Annotated in this window: 21 protein-coding genes; 7 read left to right on the forward strand and 14 right to left on the reverse strand. The window is 52.5% G+C overall.

All coding sequences use genetic code 11. The annotated features are described in order from the left end of the window. Positions 1–10: 10 nt before the first annotated feature. On the reverse strand, positions 11–781 hold the full coding sequence (locus KTE_RS48135) for a hypothetical protein (RefSeq protein WP_236600808.1): 771 nt from the start codon (positions 779–781) through the stop codon (positions 11–13). Between the two features lie 937 nt (positions 782–1718). Beyond that, complete coding sequence (locus KTE_RS34650; RefSeq protein ID WP_201389793.1) at positions 1719–1979, reverse strand: hypothetical protein; 261 nt, start codon at positions 1977–1979, stop codon at positions 1719–1721. A 227-nt stretch (positions 1980–2206) separates the two neighbouring features. On the opposite strand from KTE_RS34650, the gene KTE_RS34655 reads away from it, so the two are divergent. Continuing rightward, positions 2207–2722, forward strand: a complete 516-nt coding sequence (locus tag KTE_RS34655; protein WP_201389795.1) for an SMI1/KNR4 family protein — start codon at positions 2207–2209, stop codon at positions 2720–2722. Positions 2723–2838: 116 nt separating this feature from the next. Here the strand turns inward: KTE_RS34655 and KTE_RS34660 are convergent, their stop codons facing one another. The 6 genes from KTE_RS34660 to KTE_RS34685 all read right to left on the reverse strand — a co-directional run bounded on the left by KTE_RS34660 (position 2839) and on the right by KTE_RS34685 (position 7971). After that, positions 2839–3603 carry a winged helix-turn-helix domain-containing protein gene (locus tag KTE_RS34660; protein ID WP_201389798.1) on the reverse strand — a complete coding sequence of 255 codons (765 nt, stop codon included), beginning with the start codon at positions 3601–3603 and terminating at the stop codon, positions 2839–2841. A gap of 101 nt (positions 3604–3704) precedes the next feature. Beyond that, the gene (locus tag KTE_RS34665; protein WP_201389800.1) at positions 3705–4286 is read right to left on the reverse strand and encodes a hypothetical protein; all 582 of its coding nucleotides are present in this window, start codon (positions 4284–4286) and stop codon (positions 3705–3707) included. A gap of 41 nt (positions 4287–4327) precedes the next feature. Further along, positions 4328–5524, reverse strand: coding sequence for a class I SAM-dependent methyltransferase (locus KTE_RS34670; protein WP_201389802.1), 1197 nt, complete (start codon positions 5522–5524; stop codon positions 4328–4330). Then, complete coding sequence (locus KTE_RS34675; RefSeq protein ID WP_201389804.1) at positions 5521–6459, reverse strand: class I SAM-dependent methyltransferase; 939 nt, start codon at positions 6457–6459, stop codon at positions 5521–5523. Before KTE_RS34675 ends, KTE_RS34670 begins: the two co-directional genes overlap by 4 nt. Positions 6460–6522: 63 nt before the next feature. Continuing rightward, on the reverse strand, positions 6523–7428 hold the full coding sequence (locus KTE_RS34680) for a phospholipase D-like domain-containing protein (RefSeq protein ID WP_201389806.1): 906 nt from the start codon (positions 7426–7428) through the stop codon (positions 6523–6525). A 45-nt stretch (positions 7429–7473) separates the two neighbouring features. Then, a complete protein-coding gene (locus KTE_RS34685; RefSeq protein WP_201389808.1) occupies positions 7474–7971 on the reverse strand; it encodes a hypothetical protein in 498 nt (165 codons plus the stop codon). 355 nt (positions 7972–8326) lie between these two features. Here KTE_RS34685 and KTE_RS34690 point away from each other — a divergent pair, with 355 nt between their 5' ends. The 3 genes from KTE_RS34690 to KTE_RS34700 are packed head-to-tail and all read left to right on the forward strand — an operon-like array spanning position 8327 to position 10437. Continuing rightward, positions 8327–8656 (forward strand): helix-turn-helix domain-containing protein, encoded by a 330-nt coding sequence (locus KTE_RS34690; protein WP_201389811.1) that lies wholly within the window; start codon positions 8327–8329, stop codon positions 8654–8656. Beyond that, positions 8653–9882 carry a hypothetical protein gene (locus KTE_RS34695; RefSeq protein WP_201389813.1) on the forward strand — a complete coding sequence of 410 codons (1230 nt, stop codon included), beginning with the start codon at positions 8653–8655 and terminating at the stop codon, positions 9880–9882. The genes KTE_RS34690 and KTE_RS34695 overlap by 4 nt, the downstream gene beginning before the upstream one ends. A gap of 12 nt (positions 9883–9894) precedes the next feature. Then, a complete protein-coding gene (locus tag KTE_RS34700; protein ID WP_201389815.1) occupies positions 9895–10437 on the forward strand; it encodes an NUDIX domain-containing protein in 543 nt (180 codons plus the stop codon). A gap of 287 nt (positions 10438–10724) precedes the next feature. Here KTE_RS34700 and KTE_RS34705 read toward each other — a convergent pair whose 3' ends face one another. The 6 genes from KTE_RS34705 to KTE_RS50020 form a co-directional block, all read right to left on the reverse strand. Further along, complete coding sequence (locus KTE_RS34705) at positions 10725–11399, reverse strand: hypothetical protein (protein WP_201389817.1); 675 nt, start codon at positions 11397–11399, stop codon at positions 10725–10727. 376 nt (positions 11400–11775) lie between these two features. Further along, on the reverse strand, positions 11776–12789 hold the full coding sequence (locus KTE_RS34710) for a hypothetical protein (RefSeq protein WP_201391124.1): 1014 nt from the start codon (positions 12787–12789) through the stop codon (positions 11776–11778). A gap of 222 nt (positions 12790–13011) precedes the next feature. Then, complete coding sequence (locus KTE_RS34715; protein WP_201389819.1) at positions 13012–13323, reverse strand: hypothetical protein; 312 nt, start codon at positions 13321–13323, stop codon at positions 13012–13014. 168 nt (positions 13324–13491) lie between these two features. Further along, the gene (locus KTE_RS34720; RefSeq protein ID WP_201389821.1) at positions 13492–14466 is read right to left on the reverse strand and encodes a hypothetical protein; all 975 of its coding nucleotides are present in this window, start codon (positions 14464–14466) and stop codon (positions 13492–13494) included. A gap of 212 nt (positions 14467–14678) precedes the next feature. After that, positions 14679–15401 (reverse strand): SDR family oxidoreductase, encoded by a 723-nt coding sequence (locus KTE_RS34725; RefSeq protein ID WP_201389823.1) that lies wholly within the window; start codon positions 15399–15401, stop codon positions 14679–14681. 207 nt (positions 15402–15608) lie between these two features. After that, positions 15609–16556 (reverse strand): alpha/beta hydrolase family protein, encoded by a 948-nt coding sequence (locus tag KTE_RS50020; protein WP_374226859.1) that lies wholly within the window; start codon positions 16554–16556, stop codon positions 15609–15611. 138 nt (positions 16557–16694) lie between these two features. Between KTE_RS50020 and KTE_RS34735 the strand changes: the two genes are divergently transcribed. The 3 genes from KTE_RS34735 (at position 16695) to KTE_RS34745 (ending at position 19495) form a co-directional block, all read left to right on the forward strand. Then, on the forward strand, positions 16695–17306 hold the full coding sequence (locus tag KTE_RS34735) for a TetR/AcrR family transcriptional regulator (protein WP_201389826.1): 612 nt from the start codon (positions 16695–16697) through the stop codon (positions 17304–17306). Between the two features lie 415 nt (positions 17307–17721). Continuing rightward, positions 17722–18372: an IS607 family transposase gene (locus tag KTE_RS34740; protein ID WP_201389828.1), complete on the forward strand. Its 651-nt coding sequence runs from the start codon at positions 17722–17724 to the stop codon at positions 18370–18372. Then, positions 18332–19495: an RNA-guided endonuclease TnpB family protein gene (locus KTE_RS34745; protein ID WP_201389830.1), complete on the forward strand. Its 1164-nt coding sequence runs from the start codon at positions 18332–18334 to the stop codon at positions 19493–19495. The genes KTE_RS34740 and KTE_RS34745 overlap by 41 nt, the downstream gene beginning before the upstream one ends. Positions 19496–19585 lie beyond the last annotated feature (90 nt).

Raw genomic sequence — 19585 nt, forward strand, 5'->3', positions numbered from 1 at the left:
TGTCTTCATTTTAAGATACTGTACTCCCAGATGAGCGAGACATATGGAGGATGAGCAGCCGACCATCAGATAACGTTGGTTGGAGTTCGTTCACCCTTTGGCAGACAGCAAGCAGATCACGGTTCAGTTGACGATTGTTGAAAGGCCACAGTTCAATGGAGACTGCCTCCCGACCCGCCAGCACGTGGCCTGGTAAGCGAAAAAAGGGCAGCAAACGCTGCCAGGTTGCATGCGCATAGGTAGAGGGAAAGAAACGGTCACGGATCCACATCGCCAGGTTTGCCAGTGCGAGCTTGCACACGGTCATGATTTGATCTTTGCGGTTATCCAGTTCGTACATCATCCGCTCCCTGGCCGCCAGATCTTCTAGAACGCGTAAGAGGTCCCGCTGCTCGCGACAATACCGTTCGTGCTTAGTACTCTCCTGATGGCTTTTCTCCTGGACTCGAGACACGCGCTGCCACAACGGCTCCAACCGGGCGTCCACTTCAGCTTTCAATTTCTTGCGTTCGGCTCGGTAGGTTCCCTCCGAGACCCCTTGCGCTTCCAACGCCTGTAACTGCTCATTAAGCACGCGATACAACACTTCTCCATGCGCTTTCGTCTGTTCCCACAGTTTCGTCGCCAATTTGCTTGCCCGATGCGCTTTCTCCCGGGCTGCCTCACGAAAACGTTGGACATTGGCACACCGCTTCTCTAACACCTCTCGTTTTTTGGCCACCTCCGAGTTGATCACTGGCGTCTTCGCACAACCGTGATTCGTGTCCAAACCGAGAGGCACGAGAAAATCTTTGATCACATTCTCTTGCGCTGACCAGCGATGAATGTAGGTTTGGGCGCGTTGTCTGCGATGTTCCCATTAGGCGAGGATGACGAAGCAAGGGAGTAGCAGGAGTTGTCACAGAATGAATCTGCTTCAATTCTTTCCAGTGATGTTGGAGCACACGCTCGGTTGCTTCTGAGAGATTGCAGTGGGATGTGAAGCCGATGGGGTATCACTGAGAAGTGACCCTTCTTCGACCCTCTTTCCCCAAAAAACATCGTGCAGCTTTCACTGTAATAGGCTTGCCAGTATCATCTTTTACGTGAACTAAACATGGGCTTTCGTCTCATTGGTCTTCCATAGCTTTTCTCCTAGCTCAATCGCTAGCGTCAGATCGTGATGCGACGGAAATATTTGGCCCACACCTACGATGCCTTTCTGCATGAGGAGATTGGGATGCGAAAACGTTGAGGGCACGATTTAAGCTTAAGCTGTCTTGGGCTTAAAAGGCCGGAATAATCGCCATCCTGTAATAAAAAGGAGGATTACTATCAATATGATAGTAACAACGAATTGACTTTGGCATCTTTGGATAGCAGCACGATAGGTCTCGTTAATAGATAGCTCGTAAACAATAAGGCCATGAGTTGGGGCATGATGAACAATATTATTCCACTGCTGATAAAAGTTGAAAGCAACCACGAGAGACCAGATGCTTATGATAAGCTCAAGAAAAAACAGACTATCTTGCCACCATATGTTTTTACGTCTGGTGAGATCGGCTAGCAGAAAGAAGCTTGTTCCTATGATGAGTGAACTAGCACTTATTGTTGTGAGAATTGACCAAGTATGCAACTCTGCAAAGATCACGTCATTAAAGAACATGTTCATCTCTTGTATGTCCTTCCCAACAGAGGAAGAGCATAGGTCTTCCTCTGCTATTGCGAAAAATCTGTTAACTTGCTCTATACCAAGTTACACGATAGTCTGTTCCATTGCTAATAGGACCAACACCCGCCATGAGTTGACCCGAATTATTATTCAAGACGTCATAATCATGGTTAAGGTTCCCAATACCACTGGTATTGATCTGGCAATTAGAGAAAGCGACATAATTAAAGTTTGCCAAGGTGATCAGATTTCCATATGAATCATGTGAGCGCTCTACCATACATTCACCAGCATCGCCAACAGAGAGCGGCCATGACTCTGACATGGAAACGTTAAGACCTCCTCCATTAACAATGTAGTAATCAACCCCATTTCCGTTATAATTTGAGTCGACTTCAATATACATTGTGTTGCCACAACGGGAATTTGGCATAGCAAATGTCTGACCGTAATCAAATCCTGATCCTGTAGATTCAATCCATCCGTAAAAACAATTAAATATCTGCTCTAACTGCTTTTTTTATTAAACACGACGAAGGAAGGGAGACTATTATGCTCTCTATACAAGAGTTAGTTGAGAAGATTCGTATAACCCCTGATTGCTTTGTTGCTACCCCATGTGGCTTGCCACAAATTTCCAAAGAGCATCAATGTCCCGATGATGTACGTGAATTTTATGAAATTTGTGGAGGCGTCTCTCTCTTTGTGAATGCAGAAGTATATCGTGTGTCTATTGTGCCTCCAGCAGAAGTAATTTTGGCTAATCCTGTTATTGTCGGCTCTAGAAATTATTCCGAGGAAGCACTAAAAGATATATCATGGAGTTGGTATACTATCGCCAAAGATGATAACAACGAGTATTTAACAATTGATTTTAGTAAGCAACGATTGGGCCGCTGCTATAACAGTTTCTTCGATGTTCATGCAGTAGCGGGCTCATGCCCTATTATCGCTCGGTCATTCACAGAGTTACTCAATTATCTTTATGAGGGCCAGGGGGATGATCCATATTGGGAGTTGCCTGATTTTGTGTCGTTGGGGGATGCTTATGACAACGTTCAAAATTGACACTCATCTGCATACATATAGGATAAGTGTCAATTTTAGGAAGGTTTAACACAAGAAGGTCGTTTCACATTGTGAAAATGCCCTTGAGTGAGAACTGAGACGATTGCAACTCCCACTTAAGGGGACATTGAAGTGCATAGTTGACGAAATCGATACCCAACACCAGTGATGGTTTCAAGATAGGTAGGGCACCTGGGATCATCTTCCAGTTTAAGGCGTAGGGTATGCAGGTAGACGCGAATGTAATCTACTTCCTCATGATACCCTTGACCCCAGACAGCGTGGAGCAATGACTGATGGGAGAGCACCTTGCCTCCATCGCGCATGAGGGTGAGCAGCAAGGTGCATTCGATGGGTGTCAGACGAAGCACCTGCTCATGAACAACGACACATCGCTCTGTGCATAATAAGCGAATCTGCTGATCCTCGCTTTCAAGCACAGAGCAAGGACCAGCCCGCCTTGAGGCATCACAAGAGGACGCGAGAGACGCTCGATACCGCCTGGCATGCCCGTGTAAGCGGGCATGCAGTTCCTGTTTGCCGCAGGAAAAGAAGACATAGTCGTCAGCGCCAGCATCAAGCATCCGGACGATGTGTGCTTCCTCTGTCGTCTCGGAATAGATCACCAACGGTGTATGCGGCGTTACCTGACGAATCTGTTGAACATCACGTGGACATGTACAGCAAGCAAGCCAGACGTCGTGTTGCATCACCCGCACGGTCATGGTGGATGTGCTACTTCCCAGATGCATTAGGTGCGTGACCCTGAAATGGCCTCCTCGCAGCCGTGGACGCAGCATGCGCGCTTCTTCCTGCGTCCCCAGCAGGAGGATGTGAGGAGGGTGTGGTTGCACCGTCTCTACGGAATATTGTGCGTTCATAGCCTCTTTTTCGTTCCTTTCTTTGATGAGGCATGGTCTCGGGAGCGAGATGAGCAAGCGGAAAACGCCTGTGCACACGATGTGAAGAGCAATGCATCGGCTCAGGATGCTCTCGCCTGCCAGGTCGTCAGTTTGCGCCTATAGAGGATCTGGATGACGCGCTCGACCTCCTCAAGCGGTAACCGCAGTACATGGGCAATGTCCTCAAGGGTCCGTTGCCCATTACTGAGCAAAAAGACATGACGAACACGGACCGGAAGTGAGGTGAGAGACACTTGCTCGACGGGCACCGCATGGAGGGGAACGCGCACGGGAGCTTCCGTGTGGTTGCTGGAGATTATCGCCGATACAGGCGTTGTTTCTGCTTCAGAATTGTGCTGTTGGGGGCGAACAATCTGCCAGGAAAGTACGCCGAGAGTGTGGAGCACCTGCAAGGCTTCACCTTGTTGCAGAAGTCCTCGCCCACTTGTACGGAGAGAAAGCTGGCAACGTGTGATCCTTCCCTGTTCAAAGGAGAGCTCAGCGACCATGTTCTGTCCTTCAGAGAGAGTGGCAACAGGCGCTAAAGGCGGAACACTGGCAGAGAGTGAGAGACTTGCTTGCGTCGCGTGCATCTGCTCATATAAGGCAACGAGGGGTAGGTGAAAGACGTGTGCTGTGTGTGTCGGATGGATGTGCTGCATATGAATCCTCTCCTTGTGATATGACTTGTTCTTTGTGCTGATCAGTCTTCTCTGTTGTCGGCCTCTTCGCTTGGCACCTGTTCGTGTTGTTGGGCTTCTTCCTGCATGGTGAGAAGGGAGCATGGCTGCAAGCGTATGTGCGAGGATAGTTGCCCTCTATGCATACTTGCGATCGGTCGCGAGAGGCGTCCCGATGGCTTGTAACCTCGGATGATGCAGAGGTGCCAGTACCCACGAAAGGTCGTCTCAAGCAACTCCAATTGCATCTCGTGATAGGCCCGTTGGTAGTCCTCAAGAGAAAGAGGCGCAGTGTGGTGAGTGCAGAGAGGTGCAACGAGCTGAAAAAAGTCATCGGCCTGGTCGCGGAGCGTGCCATGAAAGGGCGTCCCGGCAGAAAAGTCGAGCAGGCTCTCCTGCTGCTCAACTGCGATAAAGCCTGTCTTTGCAAGGCGGGTAGGGAGGTGTTCAGGTTGAAAGGCGCGGACGGTTCGTGCTCCTGGGATAGACGGACGTGACGCGTTGCGTCGCAATTCCAGGGAGTGTCTGTAGGCGGCGCACAGGGCGCCTGCGGCAGCGCTGGTACTTTCTCCTCGTCCACATTCAAGCAGGTGGAGGACTCCTCCTGGCCGAAGGAGCCGAAAGCACTCTTCAAGAAGAAGCGGCCAGAGATGCTCAGGAAGGCTCGCATAGATGAAACTGCCATGGATCAGATTCAGACTCTCCGCCGGGAAGGGAAGAGGTAGGGAGAGTGGGCACACCTGGACATGCATGTTGTGGCATCTCTGGACGGCGGCAAAGAAAGTGGCTTGCCTGGCATACATCTGCTGTGACGTGATGCCAATGACGTGTGTGTCTGGCTTCAAGGACGCAACCTGTCGTAGCCACTCACCATGAGGGTCAATGCTGAGTTCCAGGATCCGTGCCATGGGGACGCTTTCGTGGTGTTCGGGAAGTGGCGCGTGAAAATGCTGCAAGAGCATGCGCGCCTGCTGGGTGCGCCGCCGCCATTCAAGGGGATGCACTGGCGATACCAACACCTCCTCGTCAACCACCAAGGGGTCGGAGGGAGTGTAGAAGGGGTAGAGTGTTCCCTCTGACGCCAGAGGGGACGGGTATCCCATGTCCTCGTGGAATAGCGGGACGAGGGTGCGGGATACCCTGGAGGGAGTCAGGGGCTCGTTCTTGTCCAAGTAGTGCAGGCCTTGTCCCGATTGCTTACGTAAGAGCTGTGATGTCATTGTGCGCCTCCTGCTGGTTTAGAGGCATGCACACGAGAGAGGGTCCAGAACCCCTTGAAGGTGGGGGCGCTCATTTCGGCGCGCATCTGCTCGAAGAGGTCCTCGAACCTCGCCGGGGTGAGGTCGGTGGTCTGATAGAAGCGCGGGGCAAGCTGGTAAAAGAATGACTCGGCATTGGTGCGCATACTGGCTTGATAGAGGGTGCCCGCCGAGAAGTCGAGGATGATCCGTTGTTCTTTCATGGCACAGTACCCGATGTCGTGCAGGAGTTCGAAGAGGGACGTGTGTTGCAACAGTATGCTGGTAAGGTCTGAGCCCTCCTGGCTTTCTTTGTGCTGAGAGAGGAGGGTCTGTGCCCGCGCAGCAAGGGCCTGCTCATAGTAATGGGTCAGCGTTTCACAGGCCGGGCTATTGGAGAAGGCGGCGATACATTCCGTGAGGCGAAGCAGTCCTCCGGGCCGTAACACACGGAAGCACTCCCGGAGCAGCTGGGGCCAGCCCGCGTCTGTGAGGAAGGTGCGTAAGAAGCGACCATTGATGAGCGTGAAGAAGTTGGCAGGGCAGCAGAGCTCCCTGGCAAAGTCCATCTGGAGAAATTGGACCCGTGTCTGGGCCTGCATCTGGCAAAAGGTCGTGGCTTGCCGGACGTAAGGGGCAAGAGCCGAGACGCCAAAGACCAGGCAGAAGGGATCGTCAAAGGCCACATCACAGGCCCATGTCCCTCCTGGCCCACACCCCAGATCCAGGATGAGGTGAGGTGAGGTGGACGTCGTGAAGGCCATCTTTTCCAGTTCGGGTAAGGGTTCCTTGAGAGCTGAGGTGAACATATGATACTGCGTGATCACGCGAGCTTGCTCGGCGGAGGCCAGTGGATCAAGCAGCAGGGGACCATGTGTGCTGATTTCTGCGTAAATACGGTTGGAGGCGTGAAACATCTTTCCCTTCCTCTTCTTCTCTACTGTCAACCTGACAAAGTGACAAGCATATCTCTCTTTGCATCAATCGTGTTGGTACTGCGTATAGTCATGCTCTGCCCACGTTTCTTCGCGAAGGGTGTCTGAGAGGGGAGCAGAGCCATTCTTCTTGTGTGGTGATTGCGCTTCCTCTGGTGCTCCATCAGGCTGATCACGTTGCTTGAGAGGCGCACCATAGTACTGTGCCTTATGTGCTTGCAGGCGGGCGATGAGGCGGTCTTTGCCGTCGGTGGCGTGCTCCCAGTTGTGGGCAAACCAGGCGGCCAGGTGTTCCAGGAGCAGGAGGGTAGGGAGCCGGGCAGCGAGCAGACGCTGCTCCTGAGAACATCGCAACAGGAGAGTGCGTTCCTCTCGCTCTAGGAGTCCTCGGAGGCGCTTGAACGAGATGTTCTCGTGGGTGAGGTGGGCGCGATGTACGATGTTGAGTTCGGCGTTGGAGAAGAGCCCTGCTCGGGTGAGATCGGATGAGCCGACGATGGCAGTCTGTGGTGCGATGCGCGCGCTATCTTGGTCGGCGTAGAAGAGAAAGCATCGGGCATGAAGGCGGGCGTGCTCGGCAAGGCGGACCTTCACATGTTCTTGCTGCAAGAAGGCGATCAGAGCTTCGATCTGCGTGAGTTGTTTCTCCTGAGGGGCTTTGGAGCGCTGATTGCCTGACTGATGGGAAGTGAGTGTGACGTGCATGTCCTCTAGAGGCTCATCCTCAATGGTGGTGAGGGTCTCAGGATGAAGGAGGAGGCGAAGGTTTCCTACCTGTTGGAGCCCTTCACGTAGAAGTGTCCATCCTTCAGGGGTGAGACGTGTCGTACAGATATCAAGGGCTTGCCCCGTGTGGTGAGCCAGAAGATGGTGTAAGGCCTCGTTGAGTGTGGCATGTTGGTTGTCAAGCAGCAGTGGGCGCGCTATGCTGGGCGGCTGGATGGTGTTCATGGTGAAAGTAGGTCATCCTTTCCACATTGATGGTTGTCACTTTGGTCAAAATGGGTAGGGGAGTGCTTCTGTGCACACCAGTTCATCAGGGCAAATACCTGGCACACGCAGAGGCCCAATCTGAAAGCCGTTTGGGCACGGGGTGAAGGTGTGATTGGAAAGATGGGGATGTTGGGCAAGCCAGGTTTGAGCACGAAACTGTGCTTCTAGCTCGTCACGGGCATAGACGAAATGGTAGGCATCGGTGCCTCCTCCTTCCCATCCTTCCTGCTGTTGTGCTGAGGCGGAGGTCCGGAGAAGCCAGAGGGTCAGATATTCTTCCCAGAGCACTATATCGACGTTCTCCAGGATCAGTGTGAGCCTGGTGTGGTTGGAGAGCGCCTGAATGATCTTTTCCGTATCCTGGCGATGGATGGGGCGCTGAAGTAATGCCTGATAGACAATACTGGTTTCTACTCTTGCGGCTCGCGCAAGATCGGACACGTCGAAGGGGAAGAGGGTTCGTATCTGTTCCAGTGTTGGCTTTGTCTTTCTGTCGTGCATTTCCTGATATCCAATCTTGAATGCATTTTCTGTTCTAACATAGTAAGTGCAGATATGATGTTCTAAGGGGAATTCCTTTGGTATTCTTCAAGCAGCCGTGTGACTTCACTTTTATTGGTTTTGTTCACATATCCCTCAATGAGATCATCAGTCCAGAAACGTTGAGCCGCTTTCTCTGGGTGGACAAGCATGCCTAGTGCTATGACACAGGACTCACTCTATCACAGAGACAGTAGCCATTAATACAGGTGAGAGACATACTGAAATTTGAGGTGCGTTTTTCGAATTGCATGGGGATAGCATCTTTTGTATACTCTTGGTAAGAAAACGTACCAGAGAAGGATAGGCATGCACGATGGAAAGTGTTGATTGGGCACGTTTCGGACTTCTCTCTCCAGTCGAGATGGGAACGGACGGATTCCCGCGCCCTGGCAGAACTGCACGCTGGTATCGAGAACAAAAAAAGCATACTGATGCGACCTGGACACAGAAGCGCCTGGCACAGGAGTTAGGTCTGACGGAACGGGCGGTGTGTTACCTGGAGAGCCACGATGTTGGACTCGACTCGATTTCTCTTCGTCGCAGACTGGCACTGTTGTTTAACATCCCCCCATTCTCTTCGGGCTGGCTTCCATTGAAGATGAAACAGATCCTGGACAGACCGCCAGGTTACATCGTAAGATGAAGCAAAAAGAACACCCCTTGCGCAGCCAAAAAGGACTTGCACGAGCGCTCAGCATGACAGAGAAAGCCATACGAGACATGGAAAAAAGGAATATCGGGCTAGACTCCATTGCGCGCCGCCGCGTGCTGGCTTTGTTGCTCGATATTCCACCAGTCGCATTAGGCATTGTCACCCTTGAGGAAATTCTGCTCCAACAGTACCAGGATGTATCGATCACGCCACATGCTGGAGAAACAAGAGAAAAAGATGCAACTTTCGATCTGGCAGTCTACACAGATCGTCTCAAAACCCTCTGGAATCGCAACCATACAGGCACTGCGCAAGACCGCCTGACCCAGATTGCCGCTGCTATGGCAGATCTCACGACTGAGTTACCCTACGTTAGTGGAGACGATGAGAAAGAGGTACGGGCAGTACTGTGTCGCTATCACCATCTTTATGCACATATCTTGCGCGATCAGGGTCAATATGATGCGTCAATCGTAGAATTAGAAAAAGCAGCTATTTTAGCTGAAAGGGCTGGCCGTCCTCATCTGCTCGCGGTGACGCTGCTTCGGATTGGTAGTGTGCTCCGCGATAGAGGAACGGTATTCGAAGCTCAAGCAAAAATGGAGGCTGCAAGAGAGAATATCACAGGTGAGAATCAAAAAAGAAGACAAGCGAATACTGATTATCTGGCAGCCATTGACTGTTATGCCAGGATACGCAATCTTGAGCGGCTTCCCGAAGCGTTACACGGCGTGGTGTTATTCGATGAGGGATACGCAAAGGCGCACCTGACACAAGGAAATCGGGAGGCAAAACGAACTGCGCTGGCTCACCTCAAGGCTGGTGGGAAAATAATAGCAGAGACAAGAGATATCCTTGAGGAGGAGTTCTCAATTAGAATCACCGAGCGAACCTATCGTAATACAAAAGTAGCCGCAATGCTGGAAGCAGGTTGGCCCCGCGAAGCCCTCCAGGAACTTACGGATCTGATGGATCTTCCAGAAGAAAGGGACATGACACGGCAAAATGCCTATACTGATTATCTTTGGGCGCAAGCCTACGCTAATCTGAGATTGATTGATGCCGCAGCTACTCCAGCACAAGATGCGTTAGTCAGAATGAAGCAAATAAAGTCTCGTATCCACATCATGCGCATTGCCGGATTACAAGGACAACTGAGCCAGCTCGATAGCAAAAACATCGAGGTCATTCGATTAGGGGTGATGGTTTATTCATAAAGGGAGAGGACAATGTATCGCCAACCTGTGAGAGAGTATCCAAATCATCAGTATGTGACGGGAGAGCAACAAAAACCAGGAACGTTCCTGCCGGACTCAACCTACGCAGCAGCATTGGATGCGCTTGTAATTTGTTGCGCTGATGCTGCTCTCTTGCATCAAGGGATGTGGTTGATTGCCAAGCGAGCATGGGAACCCCATCCCGACTGGTGGGTTATAGGAGGACGGATGCGCAAAGGTGAACGTATTGAGCAGGCATTACGGCGGAATTTGCGACGAGAATTGCACCTTGATATTCCTGAAGACCGTCTCCGAAATATTATTGGCTACTATAGTCAGATCTGGGATACAAGAGCATGGGAGCCAACAACGAACGGATGCCATATGTTCTCAATCACAACAGCTGTCAACCTGACTGATGAAGAAAAAGCGAGTGTTCAGCTTAATGAGGAGTATGCCGATTCTCAATGGGTCAATCCTCTACACGTGATAGAGAATGCTGACCACTTTCATCCATGCCTTATTCAAATAGCACGGGATATCATCTCAAAATAACAGGATCTTCCCACGAGACGCTCATGTAGGACTCGCTAGAAGAAGCATATTTCTGGAAATGTGTTTTGGATGCTTGCATGCTCACCATAGGCTGTTTTTGCTCAAGAGAAAGGATAGACGCTGGCGCTAGCGCTTCATTCGCATCGTCGCGTTTTGGTCTTATCGCCTCATGCGGAGTTCAGTCCGACGCCATTTTTGGCTTGCTATATCAGTCCAGTCACTTTTGAACAACAGAAGAGGAAATCTTCATCTTGAAGACCTCCACGAAGGTGAGCTAACGTCATCGGTCATACGTTTGGGGAGTGCGTTTGGGTAGGGGCATTATACCCATTGTGAGTGGGCAATGACTTTTCGGTAGAAAGAATAGCACGTTGCCTAATAATCTCACTAATGACACGCTCTTCGTTCTGAGAAACTGACGAACTGGCAATAATAAGTGAGAGTTGTGCGCAGGTACGCTCCTTGTCTGCAGGTGCTAATCCCTGGCAAATACTGTTAGCGAGCATATAGTTTTGTAAGCGCTCAAGGCTTTTGTGAAACGTCTGAAGTTGAGTAGATGCTCGGTTATACAAAGAGAAGTTGATACCAGAAATTACTTGAACAAGACCTCCTGCAATGGTACTGATAACAGTGGTTGTAATACTTGTAGATAGACCAAACACCATAAAAATAAGCGTGCTAAAGAAGAAAAAAGTGCCAAGAGCGGCGAAAAAAAGCGCAACAATAAAACTCAGGTTCGCTCGAAACAGAACGTTTTTGTGGTACTGCTTTCCCATCTCCATTTGCAGGACGAGCATCTCTTTGACGTCGTCTATCGCCGCCTGTTTGAATCCTTCCTTAATCTGGTCGCAAACTCTAATTGTCTCATTCGTATGAGAACGTATGATGAAGACACTGAAGATGACAATAGCAACTAAGCCGAAAAGAGCCGCTCCTATCAAGATAACAACTGTAAACACCATCGTTTCACCTCCAAAAGCAATACTGTACTATACAGGTAACGAGAAATATTTTAATTTTTTGCTGCTAGATTCTGGTAAAAAATACGAATGGATGAGGGATAGCATATCACGTTTTAACCATTTAATGAAAAGGTACTAGGTGTAAAAAATAACAATAAGAGCAAAAATACACGCCTAGTTAGATTGGGCTCTGCTTTCCCTGGTGGGAACGACGAAAATTAAGAGCAGTGTTTCTCTTTTTTATGTTTTTCTACAGGTAGATATGTCCCCAGAATCTAGAGATAAGGGAAAGGAAAACGTTGAATTGAACTGTTCTTAGGAGTTCGGTTCAGGTAGTAGTCTCCCCGTGAAGATGATGAAACGCAATAAATGTACTTCACACTCTGGTAAAGTCGCGAAAGCACATGAGAAAGGCATACAGCGATGGTTGATGCCAAGGCGGACTCACACTATCGCTACACATCGTGGAGGCCTGCGAATCAGTGATCTCTTTGTTGCGTTCAAACTCTGCCTGATTGGTGCAAGCCCTGTCCCTCGTGAGTGACCACATAGAGAGCCGGGCGAGGTGGTGCTTCTGCCCAAATGCCAGCAAGGTATGTGCGTCATCGAGGGTAAAGATTTGATCCCCGACATCATTGCGCCCAATCATTGGGGTGATGCCGAGCATTCCCCAGGCGTGTTGTGCCGCTTCACGATCTGTTGATGGGAAGAAGAGGGTTTGCAGCCATGCGTGGATGGAGGTTGCTGCACGCAGGGCATCCTGACCCATGTTGCGGTGGCGTGGGTAGTCTCCATAGTCCATCGTCATGAAATTGACGGTGGCAAGGTGCAGATGTGGATCTTGTGCATCTTTGAGGAGGCGTTTGACCTGGGCGAAGTTTTCCTCATCAGGAACGGCGGGATCATCCAGCCCGTAAGGGTCTATGGGGAGAGTATAAGAGATCGCGATGCCTTTGTTGCGAGGATTGCGCTGGAGGGCTGCCAGAGCGTGATTGCGCTTCTCGATAGAATCATTGTGGGCAAGGAGGGCCTCCCCTTCGATATCCAGGTCGATGGCGGTGGCATGATAGGTATCGATAACGGCCTGGTACTGCGCCTCAAGCTCTGACTCAGTGCCGTGTTGCGCAAACTCGGTGTCGCTTCCTCCCCCAAAGGCAAGAATTACGCCTCCCCGGGTCGGCCCTCTCCGCAGCGTTTCAATCTCCTGACGTAGAAAGCCTGTTGTCGCAGCAATACCAGTTGTTCCCCAGACCGCATGACAATTCCCTTCGTCCATAAGAAAACCAAGCGTAACTATCACAAGCAGAACAATCCCTCCCCATCTCGTGAGTATGACATACGGTCTTCTTGTCATGAGCGAGAGTAAAGCGCGAGTAAACAGGTGAGACATCGAGTAGCTCCTTCTTCGTTGTTGATCTATTCACGTGTCAGGGGTAAGTGTACTCAACGAGGGTATGAAATGGGAAGAGGAAAACCACCCAATAGTGGCGAAGTTCTTCCCAGTTTCGGGCGAAGTCAGAGCCACATGGGTGCGAGGTATGCCTGTATATTCGCTCGAGGCGCACGTTGAGGCCGATACATCGGGAGGGGTGTAGGAAAAAGTTGTAGGTCATCAAACCGCCTCACGGCAAGCTTGCCAGGACTGATCAAACTCCTGGTTGAGTGCAGCGGTGCGCAAAGCGAGAATGGCATCAAGGCCCTGGGGAGTCCAACGCATCCCAGAACGTTTGGTTCGCGTGGCGACCACGGTTTTGCACGCCGCCTCCGCGATCCCGCTGCCCAGATGGATGCCTTGCGCTCGAAAAACCGGGTAGCGCATGCGAGACATGTTCGTGCGGAAATAGTCAGCTTCTGTTTCCCGAAGGCTGCGGGTTTTGCCTGGTTCAGGCGCCAGAGGAGGCAACTGTTCGATGGCCGCAATCACCTGTTCGACCTTTCCCTCACTGAGGTGGTCGATGGCGGCTTGTGCCCAGGAGTCGGGCAGATCAGGTTCAGCCGCGAAGGCAGCCCGCGCGACATCCCGGACATGCTCACGGGCATGATATTCATCGACGATCTGGAGGGCTCCAGGAAACTGCTCCTCGGCCAGGTTTCAGATCCATTTGGCCCCGTCGCCCAGAATGACGACTTGCCGCGCCCGCGAGAGGCCGTGGTGGCGAGCCAGCGCATACAGCTGAGGTGCAAACTCCTCTGCCGTCGTTCGTCGGGCCACATACTTGATGCTCACCGGACGATCGATCAAGACTCCTGGAACCAGGTCTGAGCGCTCCGGTCCTGGCTCGCCCACAAACACGGCTCCCACTTTCACTTCGCGATACGCATCTCCCTCACGCTGCTGTTCGTGCGCTTCCATCGGCACACTTCCCCGGCGGAGTCGGGCCATCACCCCATCCATTTCGACATACAGCCGCCGGATTGGCTCTCCGTGTTCTTCCTGGCGTTCTTTTCCACTCTGGTGTTTTTCTGCTCCTTGCGTGAGCAGCTTCTGCACCTGCTGGTCTTTAAACTGCCGAAATGCTTCGCCAGCAGGCTGGATCACGTGGCCCACTTGCCGGGCGGAGATCGCCAGGGGAAACAGCCGAGCCAGCGTTTCGGCCACTTCTTCGTGCGTCAGGCGGGCGGATAGAAAGCTCACCAGACGGCGCACTCCCGGACTGCTTCGGCGCCCGACGAGCCCCCACCGCTGATCAAAGGGGGCGACTCCGGGGCAGGCCGGCAACGGGTTCTGTCTCCCAGCAAGGCGCTTGGGTTCCTGACAATGGTAATAGGCTCGTCGGATGGTCAGAGGTCCCATGACAGTGTTCACTTGCTTCTCTCGGTAGCTCACCAGCCGTAGCGTATGCCCACAGCTTCCTTCGGTCGGGCTGGCGGCTTCCTCTTCACGAGCTTTCTGCCTGAGGAGTTCCTCCAGGGCTGTTCGCCCAAACTCCATGATCGCTTTGAACACCGTTTGCTCTAACTGATCCAGATCCCCCTCTTTCAGGTCTTCGATGTGACCCACCAGCTCCTCGACCGCTTTCTCTGCCAGGTCCAACAACGCCTCTTTGATCTCTTCATTCGTTTTCATCCTGAGAGCATCCTTCTCGTGTTTTTGAGTTGAGTTGAGTGTAGATCACGGCGCTTTGTGGGCCCAAATTGGATAATTAAATGGGTGGCAAGACAGGTAAAAGAGGTATATTCAGCACTTAAAAAAGAACTCATCTCGCTCTACTGGCCGTTTCAGTCGCCTGGGCACACACCCATCGAATTGTCCAATTTTGGCCCACAAAGCAAATTTATTTACACTTGACGATCCATATATTGCTCGTGCGGCTCATTGCGTGCCGCCTCGAGAATCTTCTGGGCCACAGCTTCAGCACTATCGGGTTCTGGTCCGCCTTGTGGTGGGCGCAGCTGATTTGTCTTTGGAGTTGCTAAGCTATTTTTGCCGAAATTCGTTGCCGTTGCACGAGGCAACATCGTTGTGATGCGAATATTCTCTGAAGCTAATTCCTCTCGTGCAGTATCAGAGATCATATTAAGGGCGGCCTTTGTCGCGGCGTATGCACTAATGGCGGGCAGGTGCATTTTTGTAACAATCGAACTGACATTGATGATCAGACCTCCGCCGTTTTGACGCATCTTTGGGATGATAGCCTGCATCGCTTCTACAGGGCCAAGCACATTGAGCTCAAAAACCTGGCGAAACTGATCGATATCTACATCAGCCACATTGCCAAGCACGGTTTGTCCCGCATTATTGATGAGAATATCAATTTGTCCATACTGCTGAAAAACGCTGTCCACCAGAGCCTCAATCGCATCCTTATTGCGCATATCGGTGGGAACCGCGATAGCCTCACGATGTTGCTCATGAAGCTCATTGACAATGGTAGTAAGGGTATCGGCAGAACGTGCCGCAAGTGCGACCTTTGCTCCGGCCTCCGCAAAGAGACGTGCGGTAGCCAGGCCAATGCCTTCGGATGCGCCTGTAATAATCACGACTTTATCCTGAATATCCATAAGAAGAAATCTCCTTTCTCTTTAACAAGAAGCTTGTCCGGTAGTAGTTCGCTAAGCTATAAGCCTTGTGGGGCGAAGCTGCCAAGCTTCCCCACCCATGTCCCAGACGCCGTCGCGGGACGGCTAACGCCTCGCCAAGGGTCCGACGACCTCGGAGGTTGTCCGCGACCGAATCGATCAGAAATTGCGACTGCGCTTCTGAGAGCTTCACTTGGATTCAATTCGACCCAGTGGATTGGGACTCTCCACCAAAGCCGTGCGCGCTGCCGGCCAGGCGGGGTCTCCGGGGTAGAGCGCGGTGCGGAGGTAGGCCCAGGTAAGCCGCTGGACCGCAGCCAGTCGCTCTGGGTTCTCGTCGGTCGTCTCAGCCGCGTCGTACCCCGCAATTCCGCCAAGCCCATGCTTTGCGCCAAACAACGTAAGCAAGCACTTGGGGCCGGGACTCAGGAAGTACGGATCAGCATGCCAGTCCGCGCCCCGGACCGTCAGATGGGGCGAGACATCTTTATCGCCCGTGACCACGAGGGCCGGCGTCGTCATCTCAGCAAAGCTGGAGTGCAAGAAGAATGAATAATGCTCAGCCGCGAACACGCTGAGATCAGCACCGCCCCTGCCAGGCGCGGCAAGCAGCACACCCGCTTTAATCCGGGAATCGGCCATATCCACTTCCGTTCCGTCATTGGGATCGGTAAGCCGCGCGCCCAACAGCATACTTGTCGTGTGCCCGCCCATTGAATGCCCAGCCGCGGCGATCCGGCTTCGGTCCAGGCGCCCGCTGAGTTGCGGCACGGAAGCCTCGATAAGGTCAAGCTGGTCGAGGATGAGCTTCATGTCCTCTACGCGGGACCGCCAGAACAAGGGTCCTCCGGGAGCGTCTCTGAGGCCTAGCTCCCTTGAGTCGAGATGGGTGGGCTGGAGCACGACGAAGCCGTGAGCAGCCCAGAAATCGGCGAGTGGGCCGTAGCCGTGCAACGAGGAAAGATACCACGAGTTTCCGTGGCCGTGCGAGAAGAGGATGATGGGGAGATCGCGCCCGGTCACGGGGGCGGAAACTCGCATCTGCAAATCCACGCCGCGCCCCGGAGCTGACAACACCACCGGACTGACAGAGACGACAGGAGTAGGCGCACTCATGGCCACGGATGTCGCCGCCATGTCTGATTCGTTCATAGAAAGCTCTTCCTTCCAACTCTTTTGCGTATGGTATAATATTAGCGGAGCAATGCTCCGCTAATATTATACGGAACAAGGTTCCGCTTTGTCAAGTGATTGTTTGAGGGAAGGAATAAAGCGATGACCACCAGCGACGAGGGAACGGGACAATTAGCCCAGCAGAAACCAGCCCGAAAGATTCGGGCCGACGCGCAACGCAACGAGCAGGCGTTGCTCGCCGCCGCCGCCGCCGTGTTCGTCACGTCCGGTGTCGAGGCGCCAGTGCGTGACATCGCGGCTGCGGCTGGCGTCGGGATGGGGACGATTTACCGCCACTTCCCGACGCGAGCGGATCTTGTGGTGGCCGTGTACCGCCATCAGGTCGAGGCCTGCGCTGAGGCTGGTCCGGTTCTGCTGGCCAATGCTAGCTCACCGTACGTTGCACTTGGTCAGTGGGTTAACCTCTTCGTTGATTTCCTGGTCACCAAGCATGGACTTGCCACGGTCCTACAACCCGGCAGCGTCGGCTTCGACGCGCTGCATACCTACTTCATTGACCGTCTCCGACCCGTTTGTGCTCAGTTGCTCGAGGCCTGCGCCCAGGCTGGCGAGATCCGCGCCGATATGGATGCCTACCAACTGATGCGTGGCATTGGCAACCTCTGCGTTGGCGCTGACAACGACCCGCGCTACGATGCCCGCCGCATGGTCGAACCGCTCGTCGCGGGACTCCTCCAATCGCGCTCGACCTGATCCTGCTGATCCAGAGAAGGAGCACCTGCAGGACACCTCGCCGAAACAGTAAAGATAGGCGTCAGTACTCGAACAAATGCACCTCATACTCATCCTGCATCTACTGTAGATCACAGCGCTTTGTGGGCCCAAATTGGATAATTAAATGGGTGGCAAGACAGGTAAAAGAGGTATATTCAGCACTTAAAAAAGAACTCATCTCGCTCTACTGGCCGTTTCAGTCGCCCGGGCACACACCCATCGAATTGTCCAATTTTGGCCCACGAAGCAAATTTATTTACAAGTTGAGGATACTCTCTTTTTGCCCCCTTGCCTACAACTTTTTCCTACACCCCATCGGGAGCAACTCCTTGCCAGCAGCGAAAGAGCCTTCAGCAGTATTGAAAAAGCAGGGAAGTTGTATTAGAATGTATGTATGGAGCATACATATTCACCAAAACAATTTGGAAAACTGATTGGAAAATCCGTCAATACCTTGCAAAAATGGGATCGCAAGGGGATTTTACCTGCGTTTCGGAGTCCGACAAATCGGCGCTACTACACACATGAACAATACTTGCAGTATCGTGGGCTGATTTCCTCCGAGCAGGGATTGGTGATCGCGTATGCTCGTGTGTCTTCCCCCTCGCAGAAAAAAGACCTGGCTCTCCAAAAAGAAGCTCTGCGCGCCTACTGCCTGGAACATGGGATCAACGTCGATCAGTGGATCGAAGACATTGGCTCCGCGCTCAACTACAAACGCAAAGGCTTCAATCAGGTCATCGAGCACATTGAATTAGGACAGGTGGCGCGGCTCATTATCGGCCATGAGGATCGGTTCGTGCGCTTTGGCTATGACTGGTTTGAGCAGTTTTGTGAACGGCATGGAACCCAGATCACGGTGGTGAACGGCGAAACCTTCTCGCCCGAAGAAGAACAGGTGCGGGACTTGATGGCCATCGTGACGGTGTTTTCTGCGCGGCTTCTTGGCCTGCGTTCGCTCAGAAACCTGATTCGAGCGGCAGCTCTGGGAAAGGATATCAAGGATGATCAAGACACACAAGATCAGACTGCATCCCACGCCTGAGCAAGTCAATTACTTTGCAAGAGCCGCAGGAACCAGCCGGTTCGTGTGGAATTGGGCACTTGCCGAGTGGAATCGGCAGTATGAGGCCGGAGAAAAACCCACTGCCTTGAAACTCAAGAAGCAATTCAACGAGATTCGGCGGGTCCAATTCCCCTGGACATGGGAGGTCACCAAAAACGCCTCAGATCAGCCCTTTCTCGATCTGGGAAAAGCCTTCACCGCGTTTTTTGAAGGGCGTGCCCGCCGTCCCCAGTTCAAGAGCAAGAAAACAAGCAAACCCTCCTTTTACCTTGCCAACGATCAATTCGCGTTGGGGGATCATCGCATGTGGATCCCCAAGCTCGGATGGGTCAATCTGGCTGAGAAGCTGCGGTTTGTGGGCCGCGTGAAAGGGGCACGCATCACCAAAACAGCGGATTGGTGGTTTGTTTCCATCCAGGTTGAGATCCCTGATACCATCGCGGTGAAGAAACCAGCCGCCGTGGGAATTGATGTGGGGCTCAACCGCCTGGCCACCTTGAGTACAGGAGAGGAAGTCGAAAACCAAGCCTTCCTCAAAACCGCCCTCAAGAAGTTACGCCAGGCCAACAAACGGCTGCATCGCCGAAAACTGGGATCAAAGAATCGGGAGAAAGCGCGCCGACAGGTTGCCCGTCTGCATTATCGCATCACCTGCCTGCGCCAGGATGTCCTTCAGAAGCTCACAACCAGGCTGGCCGACAGTTACGGGATCATCGGGGTGGAAGATCTCCACCTCAAGGGACTGCTCAAGAATCGCCGTCTCGCTCGCTCGTTCGCCGATGCCTCGCTGGGCACCCTCAGGCGTCTGCTCGAGGCAAAAGCGGCGCAACGTGGGGGACTGGTAATCAAGGTGGACCGTTTCTTTCCTTCCAGCAAGACCTGTCATTGCTGCGGTTGGACGTGGGAAGCGATGAGGCTCAAGGATCGCATCTTTGTGTGTCAGAATCCTGCTTGCCCGTATGATCAGTTTCCGCAGGATCGAGATCACAACGCAGGTCAGAATGTGTTACGGGAAGCCCTTCGCTTGATCGGGCTCATTGATCAAGCCGTCTCCGGTACTGGCTCGGACGAAGACGCAAACTTGCCTGCGGACGCGGGGTAAGACCAAAGGGCTTCGGCCCGGAGGCACCTACGGATGAAACAGGAACAACGAAATTCGGTGCAAACGTGTGCTTGCATACGTTTGCATAGG

The sequence above is a fragment of the Ktedonobacter sp. SOSP1-85 genome, assembly GCF_016587415.1.
Lineage (GTDB): Bacteria > Chloroflexota > Ktedonobacteria > Ktedonobacterales > Ktedonobacteraceae > Ktedonobacter.

What these genes read in the sequence shown, in the direction of transcription:
- KTE_RS34650 (WP_201389793.1), bottom strand. Translation starts at nt 1,979, where the DNA reads ATGTCAGAGTCATGGCCGCTCTCTGTTGGCGATGCTGGTGAATGTATG.
- KTE_RS34655 (WP_201389795.1), top strand. Translation starts at nt 2,207, where the DNA reads ATGCTCTCTATACAAGAGTTAGTTGAGAAGATTCGTATAACCCCTGAT.
- KTE_RS34660 (WP_201389798.1), bottom strand. Translation starts at nt 3,603, where the DNA reads ATGAACGCACAATATTCCGTAGAGACGGTGCAACCACACCCTCCTCAC.
- KTE_RS34665 (WP_201389800.1), bottom strand. Translation starts at nt 4,286, where the DNA reads ATGCAGCACATCCATCCGACACACACAGCACACGTCTTTCACCTACCC.
- KTE_RS34670 (WP_201389802.1), bottom strand. Translation starts at nt 5,524, where the DNA reads ATGACATCACAGCTCTTACGTAAGCAATCGGGACAAGGCCTGCACTAC.
- KTE_RS34675 (WP_201389804.1), bottom strand. Translation starts at nt 6,459, where the DNA reads ATGTTTCACGCCTCCAACCGTATTTACGCAGAAATCAGCACACATGGT.
- KTE_RS34680 (WP_201389806.1), bottom strand. Translation starts at nt 7,428, where the DNA reads ATGAACACCATCCAGCCGCCCAGCATAGCGCGCCCACTGCTGCTTGAC.
- KTE_RS34685 (WP_201389808.1), bottom strand. Translation starts at nt 7,971, where the DNA reads ATGCACGACAGAAAGACAAAGCCAACACTGGAACAGATACGAACCCTC.
- KTE_RS34690 (WP_201389811.1), top strand. Translation starts at nt 8,327, where the DNA reads ATGGAAAGTGTTGATTGGGCACGTTTCGGACTTCTCTCTCCAGTCGAG.
- KTE_RS34695 (WP_201389813.1), top strand. Translation starts at nt 8,653, where the DNA reads ATGAAGCAAAAAGAACACCCCTTGCGCAGCCAAAAAGGACTTGCACGA.
- KTE_RS34700 (WP_201389815.1), top strand. Translation starts at nt 9,895, where the DNA reads ATGTATCGCCAACCTGTGAGAGAGTATCCAAATCATCAGTATGTGACG.
- KTE_RS34705 (WP_201389817.1), bottom strand. Translation starts at nt 11,399, where the DNA reads ATGGTGTTTACAGTTGTTATCTTGATAGGAGCGGCTCTTTTCGGCTTA.
- KTE_RS34710 (WP_201391124.1), bottom strand. Translation starts at nt 12,789, where the DNA reads ATGTCTCACCTGTTTACTCGCGCTTTACTCTCGCTCATGACAAGAAGA.
- KTE_RS34720 (WP_201389821.1), bottom strand. Translation starts at nt 14,466, where the DNA reads ATGAAAACGAATGAAGAGATCAAAGAGGCGTTGTTGGACCTGGCAGAG.
- KTE_RS34725 (WP_201389823.1), bottom strand. Translation starts at nt 15,401, where the DNA reads ATGGATATTCAGGATAAAGTCGTGATTATTACAGGCGCATCCGAAGGC.
- KTE_RS50020 (WP_374226859.1), bottom strand. Translation starts at nt 16,556, where the DNA reads ATGGCGGCGACATCCGTGGCCATGAGTGCGCCTACTCCTGTCGTCTCT.
- KTE_RS34735 (WP_201389826.1), top strand. Translation starts at nt 16,695, where the DNA reads ATGACCACCAGCGACGAGGGAACGGGACAATTAGCCCAGCAGAAACCA.
- KTE_RS34740 (WP_201389828.1), top strand. Translation starts at nt 17,722, where the DNA reads ATGGAGCATACATATTCACCAAAACAATTTGGAAAACTGATTGGAAAA.
- KTE_RS34745 (WP_201389830.1), top strand. Translation starts at nt 18,332, where the DNA reads ATGATCAAGACACACAAGATCAGACTGCATCCCACGCCTGAGCAAGTC.